Raw genomic sequence first — 22442 nt, 5'->3', positions numbered from 1 at the left:
GGGGCCGCCATCCGCGCCGTCACCCGGACACGTCCGGATCGCGAGGCGATCGATCGGGGTCCGGCGGCGGCCCGGCATAGGGATCGGCGATGCCCATGCCGGCGAGAATGCTGGTTTCCAGCCTTTCCATGCGGTCGGCGTCGGGGTCGGTCTCGTGATCATAACCGAGAAGATGGAGCACGCCATGAATTACCAGGTGCGTCAGATGATCCTCGACCGGCTTTCCCTGTTCGGCGGCTTCGCGCCGCACGGTTTCACAGGCCAGGATCACGTCTCCGATCAGTATAGGCATTCCCGGATGCGACGCCAAGTCATCATCGGCGTCCCCGGCATCGTCGAGCAACGCGAAAGAGAGGACGTTGGTCGGCTTGTCCTTGCCGCGATAATCGCGGTTGAGCGTCCGGACCATGGCGTCGTCGGCGAGCACGAGGCTCATCTCGGCCGCCGCCGCGCCGCGCAGGACGTCCGGATGCTCGGCCGCGGCGAAGGCCGCGCGGGCCGCGGCCTCGACCCGCCCCTCGGCGTCCGCGACCAGGTCTTCCCAGTCGCCGGCTTCCAGGCCGACCGAGATCTCCAGCGGCGGGTGGGCCGATGCCGTCATCGCCGCCCGTCTTCCCGGCGCGCTTCCTCTCCGGGCCGGCCGGCCTTGCGCTCGGCGTCGTGCCGGTCGTAGGCGCGGACGATGCGGCCGACCAGCGGATGGCGGACCACGTCGGCGTCGCCGAAATGGACGAAGCTGACGCCCGGCACGCCGTGCAGGATCTCGATCGCGTCCTTCAGGCCCGACCGGGTGCCCGAGGGCAGGTCGATCTGGCTGGTGTCGCCGGTCACCGCCATGCGTCCGTTCTCGCCCAGGCGGGTCAGGAACATCTTCATCTGCATCGGCGTGGTGTTCTGCGCCTCGTCCAGGATGACGTACGCGTTCGCCAGCGTCCGGCCGCGCATGAAGGCGAGCGGGGCGATCTCGATCTCGCCGTTGCCCAGCCGGCGGGCGACCTGCTCGGCCGGCAGCATGTCGTACAGCGCGTCGTAGAGCGGGCGCAGGTAGGGGTCGATCTTCTCCCGCAGGTCGCCGGGCAGGAAGCCCAGCCGCTCGCCCGCCTCGACCGCCGGGCGGGACAGCACGATCCGGTCCACCTGGCCGCTGGTCAGCATGACGACCGCCTGGGCCACGGCCAGGTAGGTCTTGCCGGTGCCGGCGGGACCCAGCCCGAAGACCAGCTCGTTCTCCTGGAGCGCCTGGATGTAGGCCGCCTGGGTCGGCGACCGCGGCGAGATCGACCGGCGCTTGGTCTTGACGTTGAAGTCGGGCCGGGCGATCGCCTGCATGGCAAGCTCGCGGGCGGCGCCGTCGCCGACCCCGGTCGCCATGCGCAGCGCCGCGTCAACCTCCGCCGTGCCGACGACCATGCCGCGCTTCAGCCGCTCCCACAGCGCGTCGAGCGCCGCGCGGGCGCTCTCCGACGCGTCGGGCGGGCCGGCGATGGTCAGGGTGTTGCCGCGGCTGATCAGCGAGACGCCGAGCTGGGTCTCGATCCGGGCGAGATGGCTGTCATGCTCGCCATAGAGCAGCGGCAGCAGCCGGTTGTCGTCGAAGGCCAGGTCGATGCGACGGTCGGGTGACCCCGTCAAGCAGTTGCCTCCCAGGCTGGGGGGTTGGAAAAGTCCACGGGCGGCGCAGGGGCCGCCGGGCCGGAGACCGTCACGCCGTCGGCCAGCACCGGCTCGCCGGCGAGGCTGTTGGCGTGTGCGGCACTGATAAGGACATCAACCACCGTTCCGGCCAGACGTTGCGGCGCGGTGACCGGGACCGACTGCATGAACGGGCTGCGCCCCATCAGCTGGCCCGGCCGTTTGCCGGACCGGTCCAGCAACACCGGCAGGACGCGGCCGACGCAGGCCTGGTTGAAGGCGACCTGCTGGGCGTTGAGCAGCTGCTGGAGCGCCGCCAGCCGCTCGTTCTTCACGGGCTCCGGCACCTGGGCGTCGTCCAGCCCCGCCGCCGGCGTGCCCGGCCGCGCGCTGTACTTGAAGGAATAGGCCTGGGCGTAGCCGATGTCGGTGACCAGCCGCAGCGTTTCCGCGAAGTCCGCGTCGCGCTCTCCGGGGAAGCCCACGATGAAGTCGGACGACAATGCCAGGTCCGGGCGGGCCGCGCGCATCCTGTCGATCAGCCGGCGGTAGTCGTCGGCCGTGTGCTTGCGGTTCATGGCGGCCAGGATGCGGTCCGACCCGCTCTGCACCGGCAGGTGGACGAACGGCATCAGCTGGGGCACCTCGCCGTGGGCGGCGATCAGGTCGTCCTCCATGTCGCGCGGATGCGACGTCGTGTAGCGGATGCGCTCCACGCCGTCGATCGCGGCCACTTCGCGGATCAGCCGGCCCAGGCCCCAGGTGCCGCCGGCCGGGCCGTCGCCGTGGTAGGCGTTGACGTTCTGGCCGAGAAGGGTGATCTCGCGGGTGCCGGACGCCGCCATGCGCCGCGCCTCGGCCAGGATCTGGGCCGCGGGCCGCGAGAACTCCGCGCCCCGGGTGTAGGGGACGACGCAGAAGGTGCAGAACTTGTCGCAGCCCTCCTGCACCGACAGGAAGGCCGAGACGCCGGCGTCCGCGCTCTCGCCCGGCAGGAAGTCGAACTTGCTCTCCACCGGGAAATCGGTGTTCAGGACCCGCTCGCCGGCGGCGCGGCTGGCGCGGGCGACCATCTCGGGCAGCTGGTGGTAGGTCTGGGGGCCGAACACCATGTCGACGAACGGCGCGCGCGCCATGATCTCCTCGCCCTCCGCCTGGGCGACGCAGCCGGCGACGGCGATGATCATGCGGCGGCCGGCCTCGTCGGCAGCCTGCCGGTTCTTCTCCAGCCGCAGGCGGCCCAGCTCGGAAAAGACCTTCTCCGAAGCCTTCTCGCGGATATGGCAGGTGTTCAGGATGACCATGTCGGCCCCCTCGGGGGCCTCGACCGGCCGATAGCCCAGCGGCGCCAGGACATCGGCCATGCGGGCGCTGTCATAGACGTTCATCTGACAGCCCCAGGTCTTGATGAACAGTTTCTTCTTGGTCAAAAGCTGAACCCTGGAAAACCCGTTGCGGTCGGCGCGTCCGGTGCGGCGCGGCCTTGCATCAATGCATATGGTCGCTCCGGGTGCCTTTCACCCGTGCGTCGGCCGGAAAATAGCACCGGGGAGGGAGGGGGAGTCAACGACCAGGTATCGGCGGCACGGTGCCGGCCGGCGGCGGGGGCCTTGGGGCCGGGCAGGCCGATGGATCGCGGATGCACGCTGGCAGGCACGGATGGACACGGAACCGACTTGCGCGGCGTCCTGACCGGGAGGCGGATCGGTCGAACGTCATTAGAATGTTATCCGTGTTCATCCGTGCCCATCGGTGTTCATCCATGATCCTCTTCTTCCGCAATGCGGAAGTCTTCGGTGGAGAGTCGCGCCGGCAAATCTTTTTCCCTCATAGCGACGGACTTCGCTTCTATGGCGTTGGAAACATCTTCATCAGTAAAGCTACCGCCATTCTTGAGTGAAGCCTCGATGATATCTCTTAGGGACTGCAAATCTCTTTCTCGATCTTCATTAGAAAGAGAAGTCTGGTCGATCTGGTTGCTTGCGCTCTCAAGAGGTTGATTTTTGCTGAAACTCTCGCCAACTCTATTGGGTGGTAATTTCATGTTCCTGCCCTTCCCGTGAAGCTTCCGTACGGAACTATGCATCCGCTCCGGATTCCTGGCATTCTATCGCGGGCGACATCCGGGGAGAGGAGCGGCGCATGGCTGGGGGTGAGGGCATCTTCGTGGGCAAGGGGGAGGAAAGCCAGGTCCTTCCGCTGAAATACGCCAACCGGCACGGGCTGATCGCCGGGGCGACCGGGACCGGCAAGACGGTGTCGCTCCAGGTGCTGGCGGAAGGGTTCTCCCGGGCCGGCGTGCCGGTCTTCCTGGCCGACGTCAAGGGCGACCTCGCCGGTATCAGCCAGCCCGGCGGCGGCAATCCCAAGGTCGCGGAGCGGGCGGCGCTCCTGGGCATCGCGGACCCGGCGTCGGACGGCTGCCCGACGGTGCCGTGGGACCTGTTCGGCGAGCAGGGGCATCCGATCCGCGCCACCGTCTCGGAGATGGGGCCGCTGCTGCTGGCCCGCCTGCTGGAGCTGAACGACGTCCAGGAAGGCGTGCTGAACCTCACCTTCAAGGTCGCCGACGACGAAGGGCTCCTGCTGCTCGACCTGAAGGACCTGCGCGCCATGCTGGGCCATGTGGCCGACAACGCCGCGACGTTCGCGCCGCGCTACGGCACCGTCAGCAAGGCGTCGGTCGGCGCGATCCAGCGCCAGCTCCTGGTGCTGGAGCAGCAGGGGGCGGAAAGCTTCTTCGGCGAGCCGGCGCTGGAGCTGGCCGACCTGATGCGGGTGGCGCCGGACGGGCGCGGCATCGTCAACCTGCTGGCCGCCGACAAGCTGATGCGGTCGCCCCGCCTCTACGCGACCTTCCTGCTGTGGCTGCTGTCGGAGCTGTTCGAGGAGCTGCCCGAGGCCGGCGACCTGCCCAAGCCCAAGCTGGTGTTCTTCTTCGACGAGGCGCACCTGCTGTTCGACGACGCGCCCAAGGCGCTGGTGGACAAGGTCGAGCAGGTGGTCAGGCTGATCCGCTCCAAGGGGGTGGGCGTCTATTTCATCACCCAGAACCCGCTCGACATCCCGGAGGACGTGCTGGGCCAGCTCGGCAACCGGGTCCAGCACGCGCTGCGCGCCTTCACCCCGCGCGACCAGCGGGCGGTGCGCGCCGCCGCCGAGACCTTCCGGGCCAACCCGAAATTCAGCGCCGCCGCGGCGATCCAGGAACTGGCGGTCGGCGAGGCGCTGGTCTCCCTGCTGGAGGCCAAGGGCATTCCCTCGGTCGTGGACCGGGTGATGATGGCGCCGCCCGGCTGCCGCCTCGGGCCGATCGGCGCCGCCGAGCGGGCCGACCTGCTCTCCCGCAGCCCGGTGAAGGGCCGCTACGACCACCCGATCGACCGGCACTCCGCCTATGAGCACCTGCGCGAGCGGGCGGAGAAGCCGGTCATGGAGCCGGCGCCGCCCCGGAAACCGGCGGCCCGCCAGCCCCGTGCCGCGGCGCCGCGCCAGTCCCCGGGGGAGGCGATGGTCAACAGCGCGCTGCGCAGCCTCGGAACGCAGTTGGGCCGGCAGATCGCGCGGGGTATCCTGGGCGCCATCATGAAGCGCTGACCGGCCGCGACCCGTTTCCGGGGCCGGCGCGCTTCGACCGGCGGGACGGGAGCGGATCTTGGTGGAACGGCGGGGCGGGATCTTCTCCTGGTGCCTTTATGACTGGGCCATGTCGGCCTACAACACGGTCATCGGCACCTTCATCTTCAGCGTGTACTTCACCCGGGCGGTGGCGGAGTCCGAGGTGGCGGGCACCGCCCAGTGGGGCAGGGCGGTCGCCGTTTCCGGGCTGGCGGTGGCCGTGCTGAGCCCGGTGCTGGGCGCCATCGCCGACCGGGGCGGGCGGCGCAAGCCCTGGCTGGCCCTGTTCACGGCCCTGACCGTCGCGGGCACGGCGCTGCTGTGGTTCGTCACGCCGGAGCCGTCGTCGGTGATGCCGGCGCTGGTGCTGGTGGCTTTGACCGGCGTCACTTTCGAGCTGGCCAACGTCTTCTACAACGCCATGCTGCCGTCGCTGGCGCCGCCGGGCTATACCGGCCGGGTCTCCGGCTGGGGCTGGGGCCTGGGCTATGTCGGCGGGCTCGGCTGCCTGGTGCTGGCGCTGTTCGGGCTGGTGCAGGCGGAGAACCCGCTGTTCGGCCTGGTCGGAACCGCGGAGCAGGCGAACGTCCGGGCGACCGCCCTGCTGGTGGCCGCGTGGTACGCGGTCTTCGCCCTGCCGCTGTTCCTGCTGACGCCGGACCGGCCGTCCACCGGGGTCCCGCTCGGGACGGCGGTGCGGGAAGGGCTGCGGGAGCTGGCGGACACCCTGCGGCACATCCGGCGCTATGCCAACATCGTCCGCTGGCTGGTCGCGAGCGCCCTCTACCGCGACGGGCTGAACACGCTGTTCGCCTTCGGGGGCATCTATGCCGCCGGGACCTTCGGCATGGCGTTCGACCAGATCGTGATGTTCGCGATCGCGCTGAACGTCACCTCGGCGGCCGGGGCCTTCGGTTTCGCCTGGATCGACGATTGGATCGGACCGAAGCGGACCATCGCCTGGTGCCTGGCGGGGCTGATCGGATTCGGCGTGCCGCTGCTGTTCGCCGAGTCCCAGACCGCCTTCTGGGTCCTGGCGCTGGGGCTGGGGATCTTCGTCGGGCCGGCGCAGGCGGCCGGGCGGTCGATGATGGCCCGCCTGTCGCCGCCGGGGATGGAGACGGAGATGTTCGGCCTGTACGCGTTATCCGGCCGGGCTGTCTCCTTCGCGGGGCCGCTTCTCCTCGCGTGGGCCACGGAATCCTTCCAAAGTCAACGGGCGGGAATGGCAACCATCGTGCTATTGCTCGCGTTGGGTCTGGTGCTGTTGTTTGCGGTGCGGGAGGAACGGTCGGTCTGATCGGCCGGGGTCCCGACCGGCCTATCGCCGCATCCGGCAGGGATGAATGACATTTTTAAGTTATGTCGCGCACTATGGCCGATAATGTCGCAGGATCGCGCACCGGAGAAAGAAGATGCTGAGCTACCACGACCTCGAGGATTTCATGGGCATCGACGCGGCGCTCGACGAGAACGAGGGAACCGCGGCCGGGGGCAAGGGCCGGATCTCGCCGGGCCGGATCTCGTCGGGCCTGGCAGGCGACGCCGAGGACGCTCCGGCCGAGCGCGATCCGGACTGACCGGAACCGGTGCCGCCCGCTATGCCGGGCGGCGCAGGTGCGGGGTCACGCGCCACTCGGCGTAGCGGATCAGGCGGGTGATCGCGAAGTTGATCAGCAGGTAGATCGCCCCCGCCACGATGAACACCTCGAACACGGCGAAGGTCTGGGAGATGATCCGGCGGGCGATGCCGGTGATCTCCAGCAGGGTGATGGTGCTGGCGAGCGAGCTGGCCTTGACCATCAGGATGACCTCGTTGCCGTAGGCGGGCAGCGCCTGCCGGACCGCGATCGGCGCCACGATTCGGCGGAACACCAGGAAGCGGGAGAAGCCGCAGGCCCGCGCCGCCTCGATCTGGCCGTGCGGCACGGACTGGATGCCGCCGCGGATCATCTCGCTGGTATAGGCGGCCGTGTTGAGCGTGAGCGCCAGGATGCCGCACCAGTAGGGCTCGCGCAGGATCTCCCAGAAGATGCTGGCGCGGACCGCCTGGAACTGGCCCAGCCCGTAATAGATCAGGAAGATCTGGACCAGCAGCGGCGTGCCCCGGAAGACGAACACGTAGGCCCCGGCGATCGCCGACAGGACCCGGCTGGCCGACAGCCGCATCCAGGCGACGCCGGACGCCAGCACGAAGCCGAACAGCAGGGCCAGCGCCACGAGCTGGAGCGTCACCGGAACGCCGGCCAGCAGCGTCGGCACGGCACTCCACATCACCGACAGGTTCATGGTCTCAGGCCCGCCTTACGCCGCGGTTGGAATAGCGCTCGGCCCGGTCGAACGCGACGGTCGAGAGCGAGGTGAGCACCAGGTACAGCGCCGCCGCGACCGTGTAGAACAGGAACGGGTCGCGGGTGACGCCGGCCGCGACCTGGGCGGAGCGCATCAGCTCCGCCAGGGCCGTGACCGAGATCAGCGCCGTGTCCTTCAGGGTGAGCTGCCAGACATTGCCGAGGCCGGGCAGGGCGTAGCGCAGCGTCTGGGGCAGCAGGATGCGGAAGAAGATCTGGCTCCTGCGCATCCCCACGGCGCGCCCGGCCTCGATCTGGCCGAACGGCACCGCCTGGATGGCGCCCCGGATCACCTCCGTCGAATAGGCGCCGGAGATCAGCCCGACCGACAGCACGCCGATGGTGAAGGCGTTGACCTCGATATAGTCGGTGTAGCCGAACATCGCGGCGACGGCCATGACCGCGTTGCCGCTGCCGAAGAACAGCAGGTAGATCACCAGCAGCTCGGGCACGCCGCGCACCACCGTGGTGTAGACCTCGGCGATGCCGCGGGTGACGATGCCGCCGTTGAGCTTGGCGGTGGCGCCCAGCGCGCCGAACACCTGGCCCAGCGCGAACGAGCACAGCGCCACGGCCAGAGTCATCAGCGTGCCGCGGACCAGCTCGTCGCCCCAGCCGGTGTCGCCCCAGGCGAGCAGGTCAAGCATGGCGCGGGATCCGGCTTCCGGTCACCCCCGGACCCTTACTTGATCGAGGTGTCGTAGCCGAACCACTGGGTCGTCAGCTTCGTGATGGTGCCGTCGGCGGTCGCCTCCTTGATCGCCTTGTCCAGCTTGGCCTGGAGCTCGGCGTCGGCCTTGCGGACGCCGGCGCCGACGCCCTCGCCCAGGACGCCGCGCGAGAAGGCGGGACCGAACTTGGTGATGTCCTTGTTCTGGTCGCCGGCCTTGATCAGGCCCTCTATCGCGGAGCGGTCGGCCACGATGGCGTCGATCCGGCCGGACACCAGATCGAGGCCGAGATTGTCGACCTTGTCGTAGGTCCTGACCTCGACGCCGGGCATCAGCTGCTCCAGCATGTTCTGCTGGATGGTGGAGACCTGGACCCCGACGGTCTTGCCCTTGACCGCGGCGCCGGTCTGGTCGATCAGCGCCTGCTCGTCCGCGCTGATCTCGGCCATGTCCACGGCCGTGGTCGGCAGGTTCTGGTCGAGCAGCGGGCTGCCCTTCATGGCGGCGAAGACGGTCGGCTCGGTGGCGTAGGGGCCGGCGAACGAGATCACCTGCTTGCGCTCGTCGGTGATCGACATGCCGGCCATGATGACGTCGTATTTCCGCGACTGGAGCCCGGGGATGATGCCGTCCCAGTCCTGGGCCATCACTTCGCAGGTGGCGCCGATGCGCTTGCACAGCTCGGCCGACAGGTCGATCTCGAACCCGATCAGCTTGCCCGAGGCGTCCATGCCGTTCCAGGGAAGGTAGGCGCCTTCGGTGGCGATCCGCACCTTGGTCTGCGCCTGGGCCTGCGGGACGCCGGCGGCGGCGATCAGGATCATGCCGGTTGCGACGGCTGCGAGGGTCTTCTTCAAGATACGGTCTCTCCTGTTCATCGACTTGTCGTCGCTGTTCTGTCGGTCTTTTTCATTGATCAGAGATTGCGCGCCAGGAACTGGCGGCAGCGCTCGGACTGGGGATCGACCAGCACCTGGCCGGGCGGCCCCCGTTCCTCGATGCGGCCCTGGTGCAGGAAGATGACCTCGCTCGACACTTCGCGGGCGAAGCCCATCTCGTGCGTCACGACGATCATGGTCATGCCCTCGTCGGCGAGCTGCCGCATCACGCGCAGCACCTCGCCGACCAGCTCGGGGTCGAGCGCCGAGGTCGGCTCGTCGAACAGCATCACCTTGGGCTGCATGGCGAGCGCCCGGGCGATGGCGACCCGCTGCTGCTGCCCGCCGGAAAGATGGCTGGGATAGGACTTGGCCTTGTCGGCCAGCCCGACCTTGTCGAGCAGCGCCTCGGCCCGGGCGATCGCCTCGGCCTTCGGGACGCCCAGGACATGGACCGGCGCCTCGATCACGTTCTGGAGCACCGTCATGTGGCTCCACAGGTTGAAGCCCTGGAACACCATGCCGAGCCGGGACCGGATGCGGTCGACCTGGCGCGGGTCGGCCGGTACCGAGTGGTGGCGGCCCTGCTTCATGCGGATCAGCTCGCCGTTGACCCAGACGCGGCCCTCGTCGGGCGTCTCCAGCAGGTTGATGCAGCGCAGGAAGGTGCTCTTGCCCGACCCGCTCGACCCGATCATGGAAATCACGTCGCCCTCGTGGGCCACCAGCGAGACGCCCTTCAGCACCTCGAGCTGTCCGAACCGCTTGTGAAGGTCTTCGACGACGATGGCCGCCCCGGGGTCGGGGCTGGGGATCTGGTTCGCTGGCGGCGGCTGTGACAGGCCCATGCTTCCGATCTGATTGCTACCTGTATGACCGCAACAGGCTATCCGGGCAGCCGCTGCGGCGCAAATCCGATTTTCCGCATCACTCCAATTTGAGGCGAAGCCGCGCCGCCGTCCGGGAGGTCGGTTTCCTGGGGCGCTATATCGGTTATCCACAGATGAACGCAGATGGACACAGATACTTGCCCCGATCCGTGTCCATCTGCGTTCATCTGTGGACGATGGCAATCAGCCGCCCTGCTTCAGCCTTTCCAGGAGAGACTGGACCTCGGCATGCTCGGGCGAGCCCGGCTGGAGCTGGATCAGCAGCCGGCCCCAGAGCTGGGAGGCCTCGGCGGTATTGGCGGCGCGCGCGGCGTCCAGGCCGACGAAGTAGAGCGCCTGGGGATTGTCCGGCTGGATCTTCAGCACGTCGCGCAGCACCGTCACCGCGGGGGCGGGCGGGGCGTCCTGGTCGCCGCCCGAGGCGATCAGGGCGTCGGCATAGGCGGTCAGCACGTCGACCCGGCCGGGGGCGGCCTTGACGCCGGACGCCAGGGCTTCCGTCGCCTTGTCCTGTTCGCCCAGCACCCTGTAGGCGCGGCCCAGGCGGAGCCAGCCGTCGGCGTCGTTCGGGTCGTCCTTCAGGCGGTTGGCGAGGCCGTCGACCATGCTCCGGATCATGGCGTCGCGCTGTTCCGCGGTCATGTCCGCGGCGCCGGCCATCTGCTCGCGCGTCGGGCCGGGGGCGGTCCGGGGGCCGGGCGCCGCCTGCGCCTGGGCGGGCGGCAGCGGCTGGGGCATCACCGTGGCGACGTCGACGCCGAGCTGGCCGGCGGTGTCGGTGATGCGCTGGCGCACCGTGGCGAGCCAGGGCGCGTCGGCCGGGCTCTCCGCCGCCAGGGCGGCCCAGCGGTCGAGCGCCCCGCGCAGGTCGCCGGCCTGGGCCCGGGCGAGCGCCAGGTAGTAGCGGGCTCGGGCGTCCTTCGGGTCGGCCTGGAGCACGGCGTCGAAGGTGCGGACCCCCTCCTCGGGCACCACGCCCTGGTTGGCCGCGGTCATGGCCTCCGCGTAGGAGGACAGGATGCCGGTGTCCTTGCCCTGGCTGACGCCGACGGCGTTCCGGTAGGCCTCGGCGCTGTCCTCGAACCGGCCCATGCGGGTATAGGTCTGGGCGATCAGCAGCCAGCCCTGGAGATCGCCGGGCTCCTCCCTCAGGTGCTGCTCCAGCTTGGCGATGGCCTGCATCACCTCGCCCGGCGGGCCGCCGCCCGGCGCTGTTTCACGTGAAGCGAAGGGCTGCGCCGGCAGGTCGGGATGGCCGGTCGGGATATAGACGGCCAGAGCTCCCAGGGGGATCAGGGCGCACAGCGCCAGCGCCGCCCAGCGGCTGCCCTGGCCGGGCGACAGGGCGCCGGAAGCCGCTTCGCGCTCCCCCTCGTCCGCCACGGCCAGCATGCGGCGACCGATCTCGGCGCGGGCGGCCTGGGCCTGCCGCTCGTCGATGACGCCGCGGGACAGGTCGCGGTCCAGCTCCGCCAGCTGGTCGCGGTAGACCTCCATATCGTAGGCGGCGCGGCCCGCGGCCGAGTGCCGGGCGCGCAGCAGCGGGGTGAGGACCAGGGCGGTCACGGCCGCCGTCATCAGGGCGGCGACGATCCAGAACAGCATGGTATCAGGTATCCTCGCGCAGCAGCCGGTCGAGCCGCTGGCGTTCCTCGGGAGTCAGCGGGGCGGCGGTCTCGCCCCCGGCCACGGCGCGCTGACGGCCGTGCAGGAACAGCGCCGCGCCGAGCCCGCCCAGCAGCAGCACGACCGCCGGTCCGATCCACAGCACGTAGGTGCTGGCCTTGAAGGGCGGGCGCAGCAGCACGTAGTCGCCGTAGCGCGCGGTGACGTAGTCGAGCACCCCGGCGTCGTCGTCGCCCGCCGCCAGCCGCTGGCGCACCAGCACCCGCAGGTCGCGGGCGAGCGGCGCGTTGCTGTCGTCGATCGACTGGTTCTGGCAGACCAGGCAGCGCAGTTCCTTGCTGATCTCGCGCGCCCGCGCCTCCATCGCCGGGTCCTTCATCACCTCGTCGGGCTGGACCGCCAGGGCGGGCAGGGCCAAGGAAAGAGACAGGAGGAGGGCGGCGAGGCCGGCCCGCAGGTGCGCCCTCATCCCTGGAGCTCCCTGATCAGCGGCAGGATGGTGCGCTCGACCTCGTCCGGCATCACGGGACCCACGACCTTGTAGCGGATCCGGCCCTCGGCATCGATAACGTAGGTCTCCGGCACGCCGTAGACGCCCCAGTCGATCGACACCCTGCCGTCCTGGTCGGCGCCGATGGCGGCATAGGGATTGCCGCCCTGGTTCAGCCATCGGACCGCGTCCTCCGGCTTGTCCTTGTAGTTGATCGCCTTGACGGTGACCCCCTGCTCCCGGGCGAGGCGCATCAGCACGGGATGCTCGACCCGGCAGGGCACGCACCAGGAGGCGAACACGTTGACCAGCTGGACCTGGCCCTTGAGGTCGGACGTCGCCAGTCCCCTGCCGTCGTTCAGCAGAGGCGGCAGGGCGAATTCCGGCACCGGCTTGTCGATCAGGGCCGACGGCACGACCGCGGGATCGCGGGTCAGGCCGACGGCGAAATACCCGGCCAGGACCACGAACAGGACCAGCGGCAGGATGTAGATCAGGCGACGCATCTCGGGGGTTCCTGTACGGGCGGTCTATTCGGCCGGCTGGGGCACGGGCGGACGGCTCCGCCGGCGTTCCGGCACGCCGATCCGGAAGCGCCGGTCGCTGAGCGAGACGCAGCCTCCCGCCACCATGATCACGCAGCCGATCCAGATCCACGGGACCAGCGGGTGATGGTACAGGCGGGTGGCATAGCCGCCGGTGCCCTCCTGCTCCTGGCCCAGCACGACATAGAGGTCCGATACCCAGTTGGTCCGGATCGCGGCCTCGGTGGTCGACATGCGGGCCACCGGGAACCAGCGCTCCTCCGGGTGCATCGTCGCGATCACCCGGCCGTCGCGGATCACCGTGAAGGTGGCCGACTTGGCCTGGTAGTTGGCGACCTGCTGCTGGTGGACCTCGTCGAACCGGATCTCGTAGCCGGCGATCTGCGCGGTGTCGCCCGGCCGCATCAGCTGGATGCGCTCGGTCATCCAGGCGGCCGACCCGGTCATGCCGGCGATCGCGACTCCCATGCCGGCATGGGCGATGGTCATGCCCCAGCTCGACCGCGGCAGCCCCTTGGCGCGGCGCCAGCTCTCCCCCAGGGGCGCGCGGAACAGCCTGACCCGGTCGGCCACCTCCACGATGGCGCCGAAGAAGGCCCAGGCCGCCATCGCCACGCCGAGCAGCGCCAGCACCGGCCCGCCCTGGTAGGCGTAGAGGGCGCCCAGCACGCAGATCACGGTCAGCAGGGCCGCGAACTTCAGCCGCGCCAGCGCGCCGGCCAGGTCGGCGCGCTTCCACGCCAGCAGCGGCCCGACCGACATGGCGGCAACCAGCGGCACCATCAGCGGGATGAAGGTCGAATTGAAGAAGGGCGGCCCGACCGAGACCTTGCCGGCGCCGATCGCGTCCAGGAACAGCGGGTAGAGCGTGCCCAGGAACACGGTCGCGGTCGCGGTGGACAGCAGCAGGTTGTTCAGCACCAGCGAGCCCTCGCGGCTGACCGGGGCGAACAGCCCGCCCATCTTCATGGACGGGGCTCGGATCGCGTAGAGCAGCAGCGCCCCCGCCGTGGCGATCACGAGCAGCACCAGGATGAAGACGCCGCGGGCGGGGTCGACCGCGAAGGCGTGGACCGAGGTCAGCACGCCCGACCGGACCAGGAAGGTGCCGATCAGCGACAGCGCGAAGGTCAGGATCGCCAGCAGGATGGTCCAGCTCTTCAGCGCGTCGCGCTTCTCCACCACGATGGCGGAGTGCAGCAGCGCGGTGCCGGCCAGCCAGGGCATGAAGGAGGCGTTCTCGACCGGGTCCCAGAACCACCAGCCGCCCCAGCCCAGCTCGTAATAGGCCCACCACGACCCCAGCGCGATGCCGAGCGTCAGGCCGGACCAGGCGGCCAGCGTCCAGGGCCGCACCCAGCGCGCCCAGGCGGGATCGACCCTGCCCTCGATCAGGGCGGCCACGGCGAAGGAGAAGGCCATGGAGAAGCCGACATAGCCGAAATACAGGAACGGCGGGTGGAAGGCGAGGCCGGGGTCCTGCAGCAGCGGGTTGAGGTCGGTTCCGTCGAGCGGGGCCGGATCGATCCGGATGAAGGGGTTGCTGGTCGCCAGGATGAACAGCAGGAAGCCGATGCCGATCATCGCCTGGACCGACAGGACCCGCGCCTTCAGCGTCGGCGGCAGGTTGCGGCCGAACAGGGCGACCGCGGCCCCGAACAGGGCCAGGATCAGCACCCACAGAACCATGGAGCCCTCGTGATTGCCCCAGACGCCCGACACCTTGTAGAGCATCGGCTTCATGGAATGGCTGTTCTCGACCACGTTCAGCACGCTGAAGTCGGACACCACGTAGGCGTAGGTCAGCGCCAGGAAGCTGACCAGGATCATGGCGAACTGGCCGATCGCGGCCGGCTTCGCCACCTCCATCCAGGCGGCGTCGCCGCGCGCGGCGCCGATCAGCGGCAGGGTCGCCTGGACCAGCGCCAGGAACAGTGCCAGGACCAGGGCGTAATGGCCCAGTTCGGGGATCACGGCGTTACTCCTTGGGGGCGGGAGTCAGGGGAGCCGTCGCGGACGCCGGCACGGGTGCTTCCAGCGACTTGGTCGCGTGCTGGGGGGCGCCGGCGCGGGTCAGCGCGTCCGCCACCTCGGGCGGCATGTAGTTCTCGTCGTGCTTGGCCAGCACCTCGCGCGCGACGAACACGCCGTCGGGCCGCAGCCGGCCCTCGGCGACGACGCCCTGCCCCTCGCGGAACAGGTCGGGCACGATGCCGGCATAGGTCACGGGAACGGACCGGGCGGTGTCGGTGACCCGGAACTCGATCGTCAGGCCGTCGGGCAGGCGCTTGACGCTGTTCTCCTCCACCAGCCCGCCGAGGCGGAAGCTGCGCTCGCCGACCTGCTGGGCCGCGAGGTCGGACGGGCTGTAGAAGAAGACCAGGTTGTCCTCGAACGCGGTCAGCGCCAGCGCGGTCGCGGTGCCCAGGCCCAGCAGGGCGAGGCCCAGCATGTAGAGGCGGCGTTTCTTGCGGGTCATCCTTCGTGTCCTTCCGCGGCGGGCAAGCCCGACGGTGCCGGGGCCGATGGGGCGGTCGCGCCGTCGCGCCGGTTCCGGTCGCGCCGTCGCGGGCGGCTCGTCTCCAGGGTCTTCAGCAGCGCTTCGTGACGGCGGAGGCCGCGCAGGCTGACGACCAGCATGCCCACGAGAAAGACGGCCGCGACCCCGTAGGCCGGCCAGACATAGGCGGCATAGCCGCCCATCGAAAAGAACTCAGCCATGATCCTGCCAGTTGATCCCTCGCCGGGCGCTCTCCAGGGCGCCCTTGACCGCCTTCATGCTTACCAGTTCTCCCACCAAGCCGTCATCTCACCAGAATGCGCCGATTGAAAGGCAATAAGCCTTACCGGTCTATTGCCCATTTGGTCCGTGAGGTCGGAACGGACACAGGGTCGCGACGCCATGACGCATGTCGGGGCGGATCTTCGCCGCCGTCCGGGATCTCCCGGCACTATGACAGCGGGGCCGGGGACAGACAAGCCGGGGGACGGCGGCTGTGACAATCGCGCTGTGCCGGACCTTTGGTCCGTCCTCCCCGATGGACTTAACCCCGAAGGTCTAATACCCTGGAGAAAGAACCGGTCGCGACTCAACCGCACCGGGCCGTCCTTCCGAAGGGAAACCCCGGATGTCCCGATCCTTCCTGTCCCGTCTCCTGGTTCCCGCCCTCGCCCTGTGCGGGTTGTTCGCGGCGGGTGCCGCCATCGCGGCGCCGGCCTGCACGGCGGCCCGGCCGACCCCGCTGGTGCCGACCGACGGCGCCCTGTGCGCCTCGCTGGCCGAGGCGGTGCGGAAGCCGGGCGCCCTGCCGCTCGACCAGTACGAGACGAAGCTGGGGGACTACCTGCGCAATTTCTGCCACCGGGACGAGGCGGCCGGCTGGGTCCGGGACAAGCGGGTGCGCGACACCGGCCCCTATACCGCCAGCCTCCAGGACGGCAAATGGGTCGGCACCTATGCCGGGACCCACGCGCCGGTGGTGATCTGGTACTCGCCCGAGATGGTGGCGTGGCTGAAGGTCAACCGGCCGTCCGACGAGGCCGCCGCCCCGGCGGACCCGGCGCCGGTCCCCGACGGCGCCATCATGGTCAAGGAGATGTTCCCGGCACCGGCGGCGGCCTGCGACGGGGTGGATCCGCTCAATCTCCTGCCGACCAGCGGCGCCGCCATCATGGTGCGCGATGCCCAGGCGTCCCACGACGGCTGGTTCTGGGGCTGGTTCGGCTGGAGCGGCTGGGCGCCGGACTGGCCGCCCGGTCCGACCAACCCGCTGGCCAACATGGGGTTCGGCCAGTACTGCCTGAACTGCCACGCCTCGGCCAAGGACGGCTACACCTTCGCCAGCCTGAAGAACATGCTGGGCCAGCCGGGCGAGCCGCTGGTCTTCCTCAGCCAGCATTTCTTCGAGGCCCCGGCGCCCGAGATCCACCACCGGCTGGTCAGCCTGCCGACCGACGACTCGGCGCGCCTGGGCCAGCCGCAATACGCCTTCGATCCCGACGTCGTCGCCGGGCTGAAGGTCGCCGGGCTGCCCAGGCCGACCTGGGAGACGGTGTCGAAGATGCCGTCCCAGACCTATGACAGCGTCTGGGTCAAGGCCGGCGGACCGAATGCCGCCAGCGAGTTCGTCACCTCCGACCAGTGCATGGGCTGCCACGACGCCGGCAGCACCGGCCTGCAGTTCGACATGACCCGGCCGAACCCCCACGGCGCCAAGCTGCTGAACCTGTCGCCCTATGCCACGTGGTGGACCTCGCCCATGGGGCTGGCCGGACGCGACCCGATCTTCTTCGCCCAGCTCGCCAGCGAGACGCAGACCTTCCACCCCGAGAGCGCCGACCTGGTGGAGAACACCTGCCTGGGCTGCCACGGCATCCTGGGCCAGCGCCAGTTCACGGTGGACAAGTTCGCCGAGACCGGCCAGTGCCAGGATTTCCTGCGGTCCTTCGCCAACGCCGTGCCGTTCCCCGCCGGCAATCCGGGCGCCGGGCACGCCTCCTACGGCGCGCTGGCGCGCGACGGCGTCTCCTGCACCGCCTGCCACCGCATGGCGCTGGGAGCGGAGGCGACGGCGCAGTTCAAGGACGCGCCGCAGAACGCCTGCATCGCCGAGCGGCAGGCCTTCCTGAACCCGGACAACACGGGCTTCGCCCGGACCTTCACCGGAAGCTTCCTGGTCGGGCCGCCGGACACGATCTTCGGCCCCTTCAAGGACCCTAAGGTCAAGCCGATGGAAGCCGCGCTGGGCAACCGGCCGGAATACCATGCCGCGATCACCAATTCCGAGACCTGCGGCACCTGCCACACGGTCCATCTGCCGGTGCTCGACAAGGGCAAGGTGCTGACCCACGTCTACGAGCAGACGACATATCCGGAATGGGCCTTCAGCGCCTACCGCACCGGCGAGGGCGTGGACGGCAAGCTGCCCGGCGGGCCGGGGGCAACGCCCGCGAGCTGCCAGGACTGCCACATGCCGAGCAAGGACGAGAACGGCAAGCCGTACCGCAGCAAGATCGCGAGCATCCAGGAATATTCCAACTTCCCCCAGGCCGAGAACAACCTAGGGCCGGAGGATATCGACCTGCCCGTGCGCGACGGCTTCGCGCAGCATACGCTGGTCGGGCTGAACGTCTTCTTCACCAAGATGGCCCAGCAGTTCCCCGACATCCTGGGCATTCGCACCCAGGACCCGATGCTGGTGTCCAAGGGCGTCGATCCCCTGCTCCGCACCGAGCAGGCGATGCTCGACCAAGCCTCCGGCGGCACCGCCGCGATCGCGGTGACGGGGGTGGAGACGGACGGCGGCAATCTCCGGGCGACCGTCGCGGTCACCAGCAAGACCGGCCACAAGCTGCCGTCGGGCGTGGGCTTCCGCCGTGCCTTCATCGAGTTCGACGTGCTCGACGCCAACGGCAACGTGCTGTGGGCCTCGGGCCGGACCAACGGCGCCGGCGTCATCGTGGACGAGGCGGGCAAGCCGGTCGCCGGCGAGCTGTGGTGGAAGGACGACTGCTCCGGCCGGGCCAACGCCGGCAGCCTGGCGCACCAGCCGCACTATCAGGTGGTCACCCGCCAGGACCAGGCGCAGGTCTACCAGGAACTGGTGACGGCTCCCCCCACCAATCTTCCGGCGGGCCAGGCCCCCGTCTGCGGCCACGACGCGAAGCCGACCGGCGACTTCACCACCAGCTTCCTGTCGATCTGCGCCGACGTGAAGGACAACCGGATCCTGCCCCACGGCTTCCTGGGCCTCGACCAGCGGCTCGCCATCGCCAAGGCGCTGGGAGCCGGCGCCGACCTGGCCGAGGACGTGGCCCCCACGGCGGTCGGCGACGATCCCGACTACCGCGACGGCGGCGGCGACACGCTGGTCTATGCCGTGCCGCTGGCGGACCTGAAGGGGACGGCGGCGTCGGTCAAGGCGACGCTCTACTATCAGGCGACGCCGCCCTACTACCTCCAGGACCGCTTCTGCACCGCCAAGGGCGCCGACACCGACCGCCTGCTGTTCCTGGCCGGCCACCTGAACCTGGACGGCACCGAGGCGCAGGACTGGAAGCTGAAGATGGTGGACAGCGGCGCGGTGCCGGTGACGGGCGCGGCGGCGGCGCAGGTTGGGAAGTGACGGGGGGCGGGCTGCTTCCGATCATCCAAGGAGGGGCTTCCCGCGATCCACGGGGAGCCGCTTTCGCCTTTGATCCGGAAAGAATGGCGGTTCTTCTGGTCGTCGGCGACAAATCCGGCAGGAGCGGGAAGCGCTTCTACAGTAAATTCATCGACAAGGCGGACCGCCGTTTTCGCCCATTCGGAACTGTTGAGAGCTGCGAAGGGGATCGGATCCGATAGGCCGGAGCATTGACGAAGTGATCGCCGAACTTCCGTCCGAGCGACAGGAATGCATCGAGGCGAAGTACCGGGAACTCAAGCGGGATGTGGAATGCCTGCGCGAGTTGCTCCAGATCGCCGGCAAGGCGCAGGCCGACATGTATCTTTCGACCCTCCGCAGTTATGTGGAGGCGGTCGGTGGCGAGATGGGATTGGTCGTCAAGCTGCCCGGATATCCGGCGGTGCGTCTGCGGGGTCTTGGGGAAATCCTCGGGGAAACATTGGAGGAGGAACCCGGCTAGAGCGGTACCCGATCAGGTTGAACCGTTCCGGTCGTCGCAGCCGGCCGTTCCACTCGACGCACTATGTTGCGCCATGGGCGCAACCTACGGCTCGATGCAGAGCGGAGGTGATGTGGGCCGACGATCGTAGGTTGCGCCCATGGCGCAACGCTTCGGGTCAGCTGTATCGGGCGGATCGACCTGATCGGGTACAGCTCGAAAATCTGGTGGCCTACTCTGCTTTACGTAGATTTCGCCGCCACATCGGCCGCATGCAGCCATCGCTGCATGGCGAGGAAGGAAGCGCCGTCCTCCTCCCCGATCGCTGCGGTCGGGATAGACACTCCTGCCACCAATGCCTTCATCGCCGGGCTCATGCGCGCCCGTCTATCCGCCACGCCCATGGCTGACATCTCCGTTGTCAGATCGACAATAGCATTATTGCCATTTCGTACATGGACGGTACAAGCATCGCGCGCAACACATGCGGAATGCATGTGCCGACCACGAGACTCCGGGAACGGGCGCGCGAACTCGGGATGACCGACGCGGAAGTGGCGCGTCGGGCCGGTCTGACGGAACCTCGCTACGGCCACTATGTCGCGGGTACGCGCCGTCCCGACTACGCCACCCTTCTGCGCCTCTGCCAGGTACTGGGGACGTCGCCCAACGATTTGCTGGGGTTCGATGCGCCGCCCGACGCGGAGAGCGCTCGCCTGCGGATGGAAGACGAATTGCCGGTTCATGCCCGCGCGTTGTCCGACGACGATCTGTCGCTGACAATCAAGCAGGTGAAGCTGTTGATCAAGCGTCGCCGGAAAAATCCGCCCAAAGCCTGACTACGAAGCGGCATGCTGCTTCAGCACGGGTTTTCGACGCGCGGAAGAACATCAAGTACCTCTTCCCGAAGGTCGAGGCACTCGCCCTTCAGCCCCGATTTGCCGGTTCCGCAAGCATGCCGGCGCAATGGCGTGCCCTTGCCGTGATCGCGTCCGCCAGCAGCCCGGCGAGGGGGTGATCCAGGCCGTCCTCCTGCGCGCGCAGACGAACCTCCGCCATATGCCCGCTTATCATCCCGGCGAGTTCGACGACACGGGCCAGGACCCTGTCCGGATCAAGGCCGAGTTCCACGGTCGATTTCCGCCATTGACGCACACCGACGTCGCGGAGTCGGTACTCGCCGCCGATCTTCATCGCGAGCTTCAGGCGCTGGGGGTCGAGGTCGCCGTAAGGCGGCGCGCTGGCGATGTCGTAGAGCGGAGCCAGACGGCCGCGCCCGGCTGCGCCGATCAGCAGCGAATAGTTCCTGGCATGGGCATCCGTGCCGGCGATCAGCCAATTGAAAGCCATGGCATCGACGAAACGGTGCATGTCCTCCTCGGGCCGTCCCGAAACCGAGCGGAGCAGGGTGACGACGGCGCGGGCACCGGGGCCGCCCTCGTTCTCGTACTTCAAGGTCGGGGCAAGCCCCAGGGCTTTGGCAGATGTCTTCCTGGTGAACCCGCAGGAAACCAGTTCCGGTCCAACGCCGGTCATGCCGTTCGACGACGATCGCGATCTCATCCTCGAACCTCAGCACCTGCGACCGAGCGGTGATCAGGCCCATCGCTCCGGCAAGGCTCATGCAGACATGCTCGTTTTCGGCATATGGCGAAGGGGTTGCGGGCCGAGACCTGGAAACGGCGCGCCCAGCGGTCGAGCACCATCGCATTGTCCGGGAGCAGGCCCCAGAGGAAAGCTTCGATCGGCCGATGACCGTGCTCCGCCACGGCGACAGGCATGGAATGCGACAGCGGGTAGGCGCCCGGAGCCGTCCTCCAACCCTGGTCACAGAGGAAGCTCAGCCGGCCATTACGGTCGCGCCTTACCGTTCCCATGACCCGGCCTGCCGAGACGGCGACGAGTTCGCCGGTCACGACCGGTTCGCCGCGGGATCGTCGAGGAGCCCGTCGATATCGATCGAGGGGATGGGCGAAGGGATGGAGTTGGCTTGCGGCGCCTCGGTCCCGCCGAGTTCGTCGGTGGCATCGACGGAGAGGCCGAGTCCCAGCGCGTTCAGCGTCCGGAGGACGAGGCCGATCTCGATGGGGGTGCGAATGAGCATCGGCGGTTTCCAATGAATGTCAGCGAACGGCGACATTACAGGAATGTCCACGAACGGCGACTTTGTGGATGATGGAAGCCTTGGAAATGGCAGCAGAAGCGGCAACGACCGATCCAGACGCAAAAAAGCGCCCCGAAAGGGACGCTCGCGAACTCTGAAGCATCGTCTGAAACTGGAGCGGGCGAAGGGATTCGAACCCTCGACCCCAACCTTGGCAAGGTTGTGCTCTACCCCTGAGCTACGCCCGCATCGGCGGCCGGTCCGGGTGTTGACCAGCGGTGAGCGCGGATAATACGGAAGTCCGACCCCTTTGCAAGGGCCTTTTTTCGAATCCTCCTCCCCGGTTTGCGCCACCGCCGGAAGCGGCTATAACAGCGGCGCCCCATTCCGCCGGACCATCAAGGTTTCCGCCATGCCCGATCGTGCCGACACCGACGCCGACAACGTCCCCGACACCGGCTCCAATACCGACATGCTGCCCACCTCGCCGGAACAGCTCATAGCGTACCTGGATGGCCTGGGCATAGAGACCACCACCCATTCCCATCCGCCGGTCTTCACGGTGGAGGAGGCGCAGGCGCTGCGCGGGACGCTGCCGGGCGGCCATTGCAAGAACCTGTTCCTGAAGGACAAGAAGGGCCGCCTGTGGCTGGTCGTCGCACTGGAGGACAGCGCGGTGGACCTGAAGACCCTGGACAAGCGGATCGGCTCCGCCCGCCTGTCGTTCGGCAACGGCGACCTGCTGCGGGAGGTGCTGGGCGTCCGGCCCGGCTCGGTGACGCCCTTCGCCGTGATCAACGACACCGGGCACCGGGTCACCGTGGTGCTGGAAAAAGCCATGATGGCGCACGACCTGCTGAACTACCATCCGCTCGACAACGGCCGGACGACGGCGATCCGCTCGGCCGACCTGCTCAGGTTCCTCTCCTCCACCGGACACGAGGCCGTGGTCGCCGACCTTGCTGGATAATCCGGCAAGGCTCATCTAAACACGCAACTCTAAACACGCAGCCATCCGATACACGGATTCC

General features: G+C 68.8%; 23 protein-coding genes, 1 tRNA gene and 2 pseudogenes. 7 read left to right on the top strand and 19 right to left on the bottom strand.

What is annotated here, in order from left to right; all coding sequences use genetic code 11:
* Positions 1-19: 19 nt before the first annotated feature.
* From ybeY to IGS68_RS25960, 4 genes are all read right to left on the bottom strand, one after another.
* Complete coding sequence (gene ybeY, locus IGS68_RS25975) at positions 20-601, bottom strand: rRNA maturation RNase YbeY (RefSeq protein WP_201075573.1); 582 nt, start codon at positions 599-601, stop codon at positions 20-22.
* A complete protein-coding gene (locus IGS68_RS25970) occupies positions 598-1632 on the bottom strand; it encodes a PhoH family protein (protein WP_201075565.1) in 1035 nt (344 codons plus the stop codon). Before IGS68_RS25970 ends, ybeY begins: the two co-directional genes overlap by 4 nt.
* Positions 1629-3020: a tRNA (N6-isopentenyl adenosine(37)-C2)-methylthiotransferase MiaB gene (gene miaB / locus IGS68_RS25965; protein WP_201081683.1), complete on the bottom strand. Its 1392-nt coding sequence runs from the start codon at positions 3018-3020 to the stop codon at positions 1629-1631. The genes IGS68_RS25970 and miaB overlap by 4 nt, the downstream gene beginning before the upstream one ends.
* Before the next feature lie 368 nt (positions 3021-3388).
* Positions 3389-3676, bottom strand: coding sequence for a hypothetical protein (locus IGS68_RS25960; RefSeq protein WP_201075563.1), 288 nt, complete (start codon positions 3674-3676; stop codon positions 3389-3391).
* Between the two features lie 98 nt (positions 3677-3774).
* On the opposite strand from IGS68_RS25960, the gene IGS68_RS25955 reads away from it, so the two are divergent.
* The 3 genes from IGS68_RS25955 (at position 3775) to IGS68_RS25945 (ending at position 6830) form a co-directional block, all read left to right on the top strand.
* The gene (locus tag IGS68_RS25955; RefSeq protein ID WP_201075562.1) at positions 3775-5229 is read left to right on the top strand and encodes a helicase HerA-like domain-containing protein; all 1455 of its coding nucleotides are present in this window, start codon (positions 3775-3777) and stop codon (positions 5227-5229) included.
* 61 nt (positions 5230-5290) lie between these two features.
* Complete coding sequence (locus tag IGS68_RS25950; RefSeq protein WP_371821921.1) at positions 5291-6550, top strand: MFS transporter; 1260 nt, start codon at positions 5291-5293, stop codon at positions 6548-6550.
* Between the two features lie 115 nt (positions 6551-6665).
* Entirely contained in the window at positions 6666-6830 is a 165-nt protein-coding gene (locus IGS68_RS25945) for a hypothetical protein (RefSeq protein WP_201075561.1), read from the top strand.
* A gap of 19 nt (positions 6831-6849) precedes the next feature.
* Here IGS68_RS25945 and IGS68_RS25940 read toward each other — a convergent pair whose 3' ends face one another.
* The 10 genes from IGS68_RS25940 to ccmD all read right to left on the bottom strand — a co-directional run bounded on the left by IGS68_RS25940 (position 6850) and on the right by ccmD (position 15422).
* Positions 6850-7539 carry an ABC transporter permease gene (locus IGS68_RS25940; protein WP_201075559.1) on the bottom strand — a complete coding sequence of 230 codons (690 nt, stop codon included), beginning with the start codon at positions 7537-7539 and terminating at the stop codon, positions 6850-6852.
* 4 nt (positions 7540-7543) lie between these two features.
* Positions 7544-8248 carry an ABC transporter permease gene (locus IGS68_RS25935; RefSeq protein WP_201075558.1) on the bottom strand — a complete coding sequence of 235 codons (705 nt, stop codon included), beginning with the start codon at positions 8246-8248 and terminating at the stop codon, positions 7544-7546.
* 35 nt (positions 8249-8283) lie between these two features.
* A complete protein-coding gene (locus IGS68_RS25930) occupies positions 8284-9129 on the bottom strand; it encodes a transporter substrate-binding domain-containing protein (protein WP_201075557.1) in 846 nt (281 codons plus the stop codon).
* Positions 9130-9188: 59 nt separating this feature from the next.
* Positions 9189-9998, bottom strand: a complete 810-nt coding sequence (locus tag IGS68_RS25925; RefSeq protein ID WP_201075554.1) for an ABC transporter ATP-binding protein — start codon at positions 9996-9998, stop codon at positions 9189-9191.
* Between the two features lie 225 nt (positions 9999-10223).
* A complete protein-coding gene (ccmI, locus tag IGS68_RS25920; protein WP_201075552.1) occupies positions 10224-11645 on the bottom strand; it encodes a c-type cytochrome biogenesis protein CcmI in 1422 nt (473 codons plus the stop codon).
* A gap of 4 nt (positions 11646-11649) precedes the next feature.
* Positions 11650-12135 (bottom strand): cytochrome c-type biogenesis protein, encoded by a 486-nt coding sequence (locus IGS68_RS25915; RefSeq protein ID WP_201075543.1) that lies wholly within the window; start codon positions 12133-12135, stop codon positions 11650-11652.
* Positions 12132-12662, bottom strand: coding sequence for a DsbE family thiol:disulfide interchange protein (locus tag IGS68_RS25910; protein ID WP_201075541.1), 531 nt, complete (start codon positions 12660-12662; stop codon positions 12132-12134). The genes IGS68_RS25915 and IGS68_RS25910 overlap by 4 nt, the downstream gene beginning before the upstream one ends.
* 24 nt (positions 12663-12686) lie before the next feature.
* A complete protein-coding gene (locus IGS68_RS25905) occupies positions 12687-14675 on the bottom strand; it encodes a heme lyase CcmF/NrfE family subunit (protein WP_201075538.1) in 1989 nt (662 codons plus the stop codon).
* A gap of 4 nt (positions 14676-14679) precedes the next feature.
* Positions 14680-15180, bottom strand: a complete 501-nt coding sequence (gene ccmE, locus IGS68_RS25900; protein ID WP_201075536.1) for a cytochrome c maturation protein CcmE — start codon at positions 15178-15180, stop codon at positions 14680-14682.
* Complete coding sequence (ccmD, locus tag IGS68_RS25895) at positions 15177-15422, bottom strand: heme exporter protein CcmD (protein WP_201075534.1); 246 nt, start codon at positions 15420-15422, stop codon at positions 15177-15179. The genes ccmE and ccmD overlap by 4 nt, the downstream gene beginning before the upstream one ends.
* A 407-nt stretch (positions 15423-15829) precedes the next feature.
* On the opposite strand from ccmD, the gene IGS68_RS25890 reads away from it, so the two are divergent.
* The 3 genes from IGS68_RS25890 to IGS68_RS25880 all read left to right on the top strand — a co-directional run bounded on the left by IGS68_RS25890 (position 15830) and on the right by IGS68_RS25880 (position 20146).
* Positions 15830-18826 carry a hypothetical protein gene (locus tag IGS68_RS25890; RefSeq protein WP_201075533.1) on the top strand — a complete coding sequence of 999 codons (2997 nt, stop codon included), beginning with the start codon at positions 15830-15832 and terminating at the stop codon, positions 18824-18826.
* Positions 18827-19064: 238 nt separating this feature from the next.
* Positions 19065-19328, top strand: coding sequence for a hypothetical protein (locus IGS68_RS35725; protein WP_247881082.1), 264 nt, complete (start codon positions 19065-19067; stop codon positions 19326-19328).
* A 518-nt stretch (positions 19329-19846) separates the two neighbouring features.
* Positions 19847-20146, top strand: coding sequence for a helix-turn-helix domain-containing protein (locus IGS68_RS25880; RefSeq protein ID WP_201075530.1), 300 nt, complete (start codon positions 19847-19849; stop codon positions 20144-20146).
* Between the two features lie 88 nt (positions 20147-20234).
* Here the strand turns inward: IGS68_RS25880 and IGS68_RS35720 are convergent, their stop codons facing one another.
* The 5 genes and pseudogenes from IGS68_RS35720 to IGS68_RS25855 form a co-directional block, all read right to left on the bottom strand.
* Positions 20235-20843: a HipA domain-containing protein gene (locus IGS68_RS35720; RefSeq protein WP_371821920.1), complete on the bottom strand. Its 609-nt coding sequence runs from the start codon at positions 20841-20843 to the stop codon at positions 20235-20237.
* 7 nt (positions 20844-20850) lie between these two features.
* A pseudogene (locus IGS68_RS36340) lies at positions 20851-20913 on the bottom strand (hypothetical protein); the annotation flags it as partial.
* Between the two features lie 100 nt (positions 20914-21013).
* Positions 21014-21184, bottom strand: a pseudogene (locus tag IGS68_RS36335) (HipA N-terminal domain-containing protein); the annotation flags it as partial.
* A 35-nt stretch (positions 21185-21219) separates the two neighbouring features.
* Positions 21220-21411, bottom strand: coding sequence for a hypothetical protein (locus IGS68_RS25860; RefSeq protein WP_201075520.1), 192 nt, complete (start codon positions 21409-21411; stop codon positions 21220-21222).
* A 173-nt stretch (positions 21412-21584) separates the two neighbouring features.
* A tRNA-Gly gene (locus IGS68_RS25855) sits at positions 21585-21659 on the bottom strand.
* A 224-nt stretch (positions 21660-21883) separates the two neighbouring features.
* Between IGS68_RS25855 and IGS68_RS25850 the strand changes: the two genes are divergently transcribed.
* The gene (locus IGS68_RS25850) at positions 21884-22381 is read left to right on the top strand and encodes a prolyl-tRNA synthetase associated domain-containing protein (RefSeq protein WP_201081679.1); all 498 of its coding nucleotides are present in this window, start codon (positions 21884-21886) and stop codon (positions 22379-22381) included.
* Positions 22382-22442 lie beyond the last annotated feature (61 nt).

Source organism: Skermanella sp. TT6, from assembly GCF_016653635.2.
Lineage (GTDB): Bacteria > Pseudomonadota > Alphaproteobacteria > Azospirillales > Azospirillaceae > Skermanella > Skermanella cutis.
This window is presented reverse-complemented; position numbering and strand designations above follow the sequence as displayed.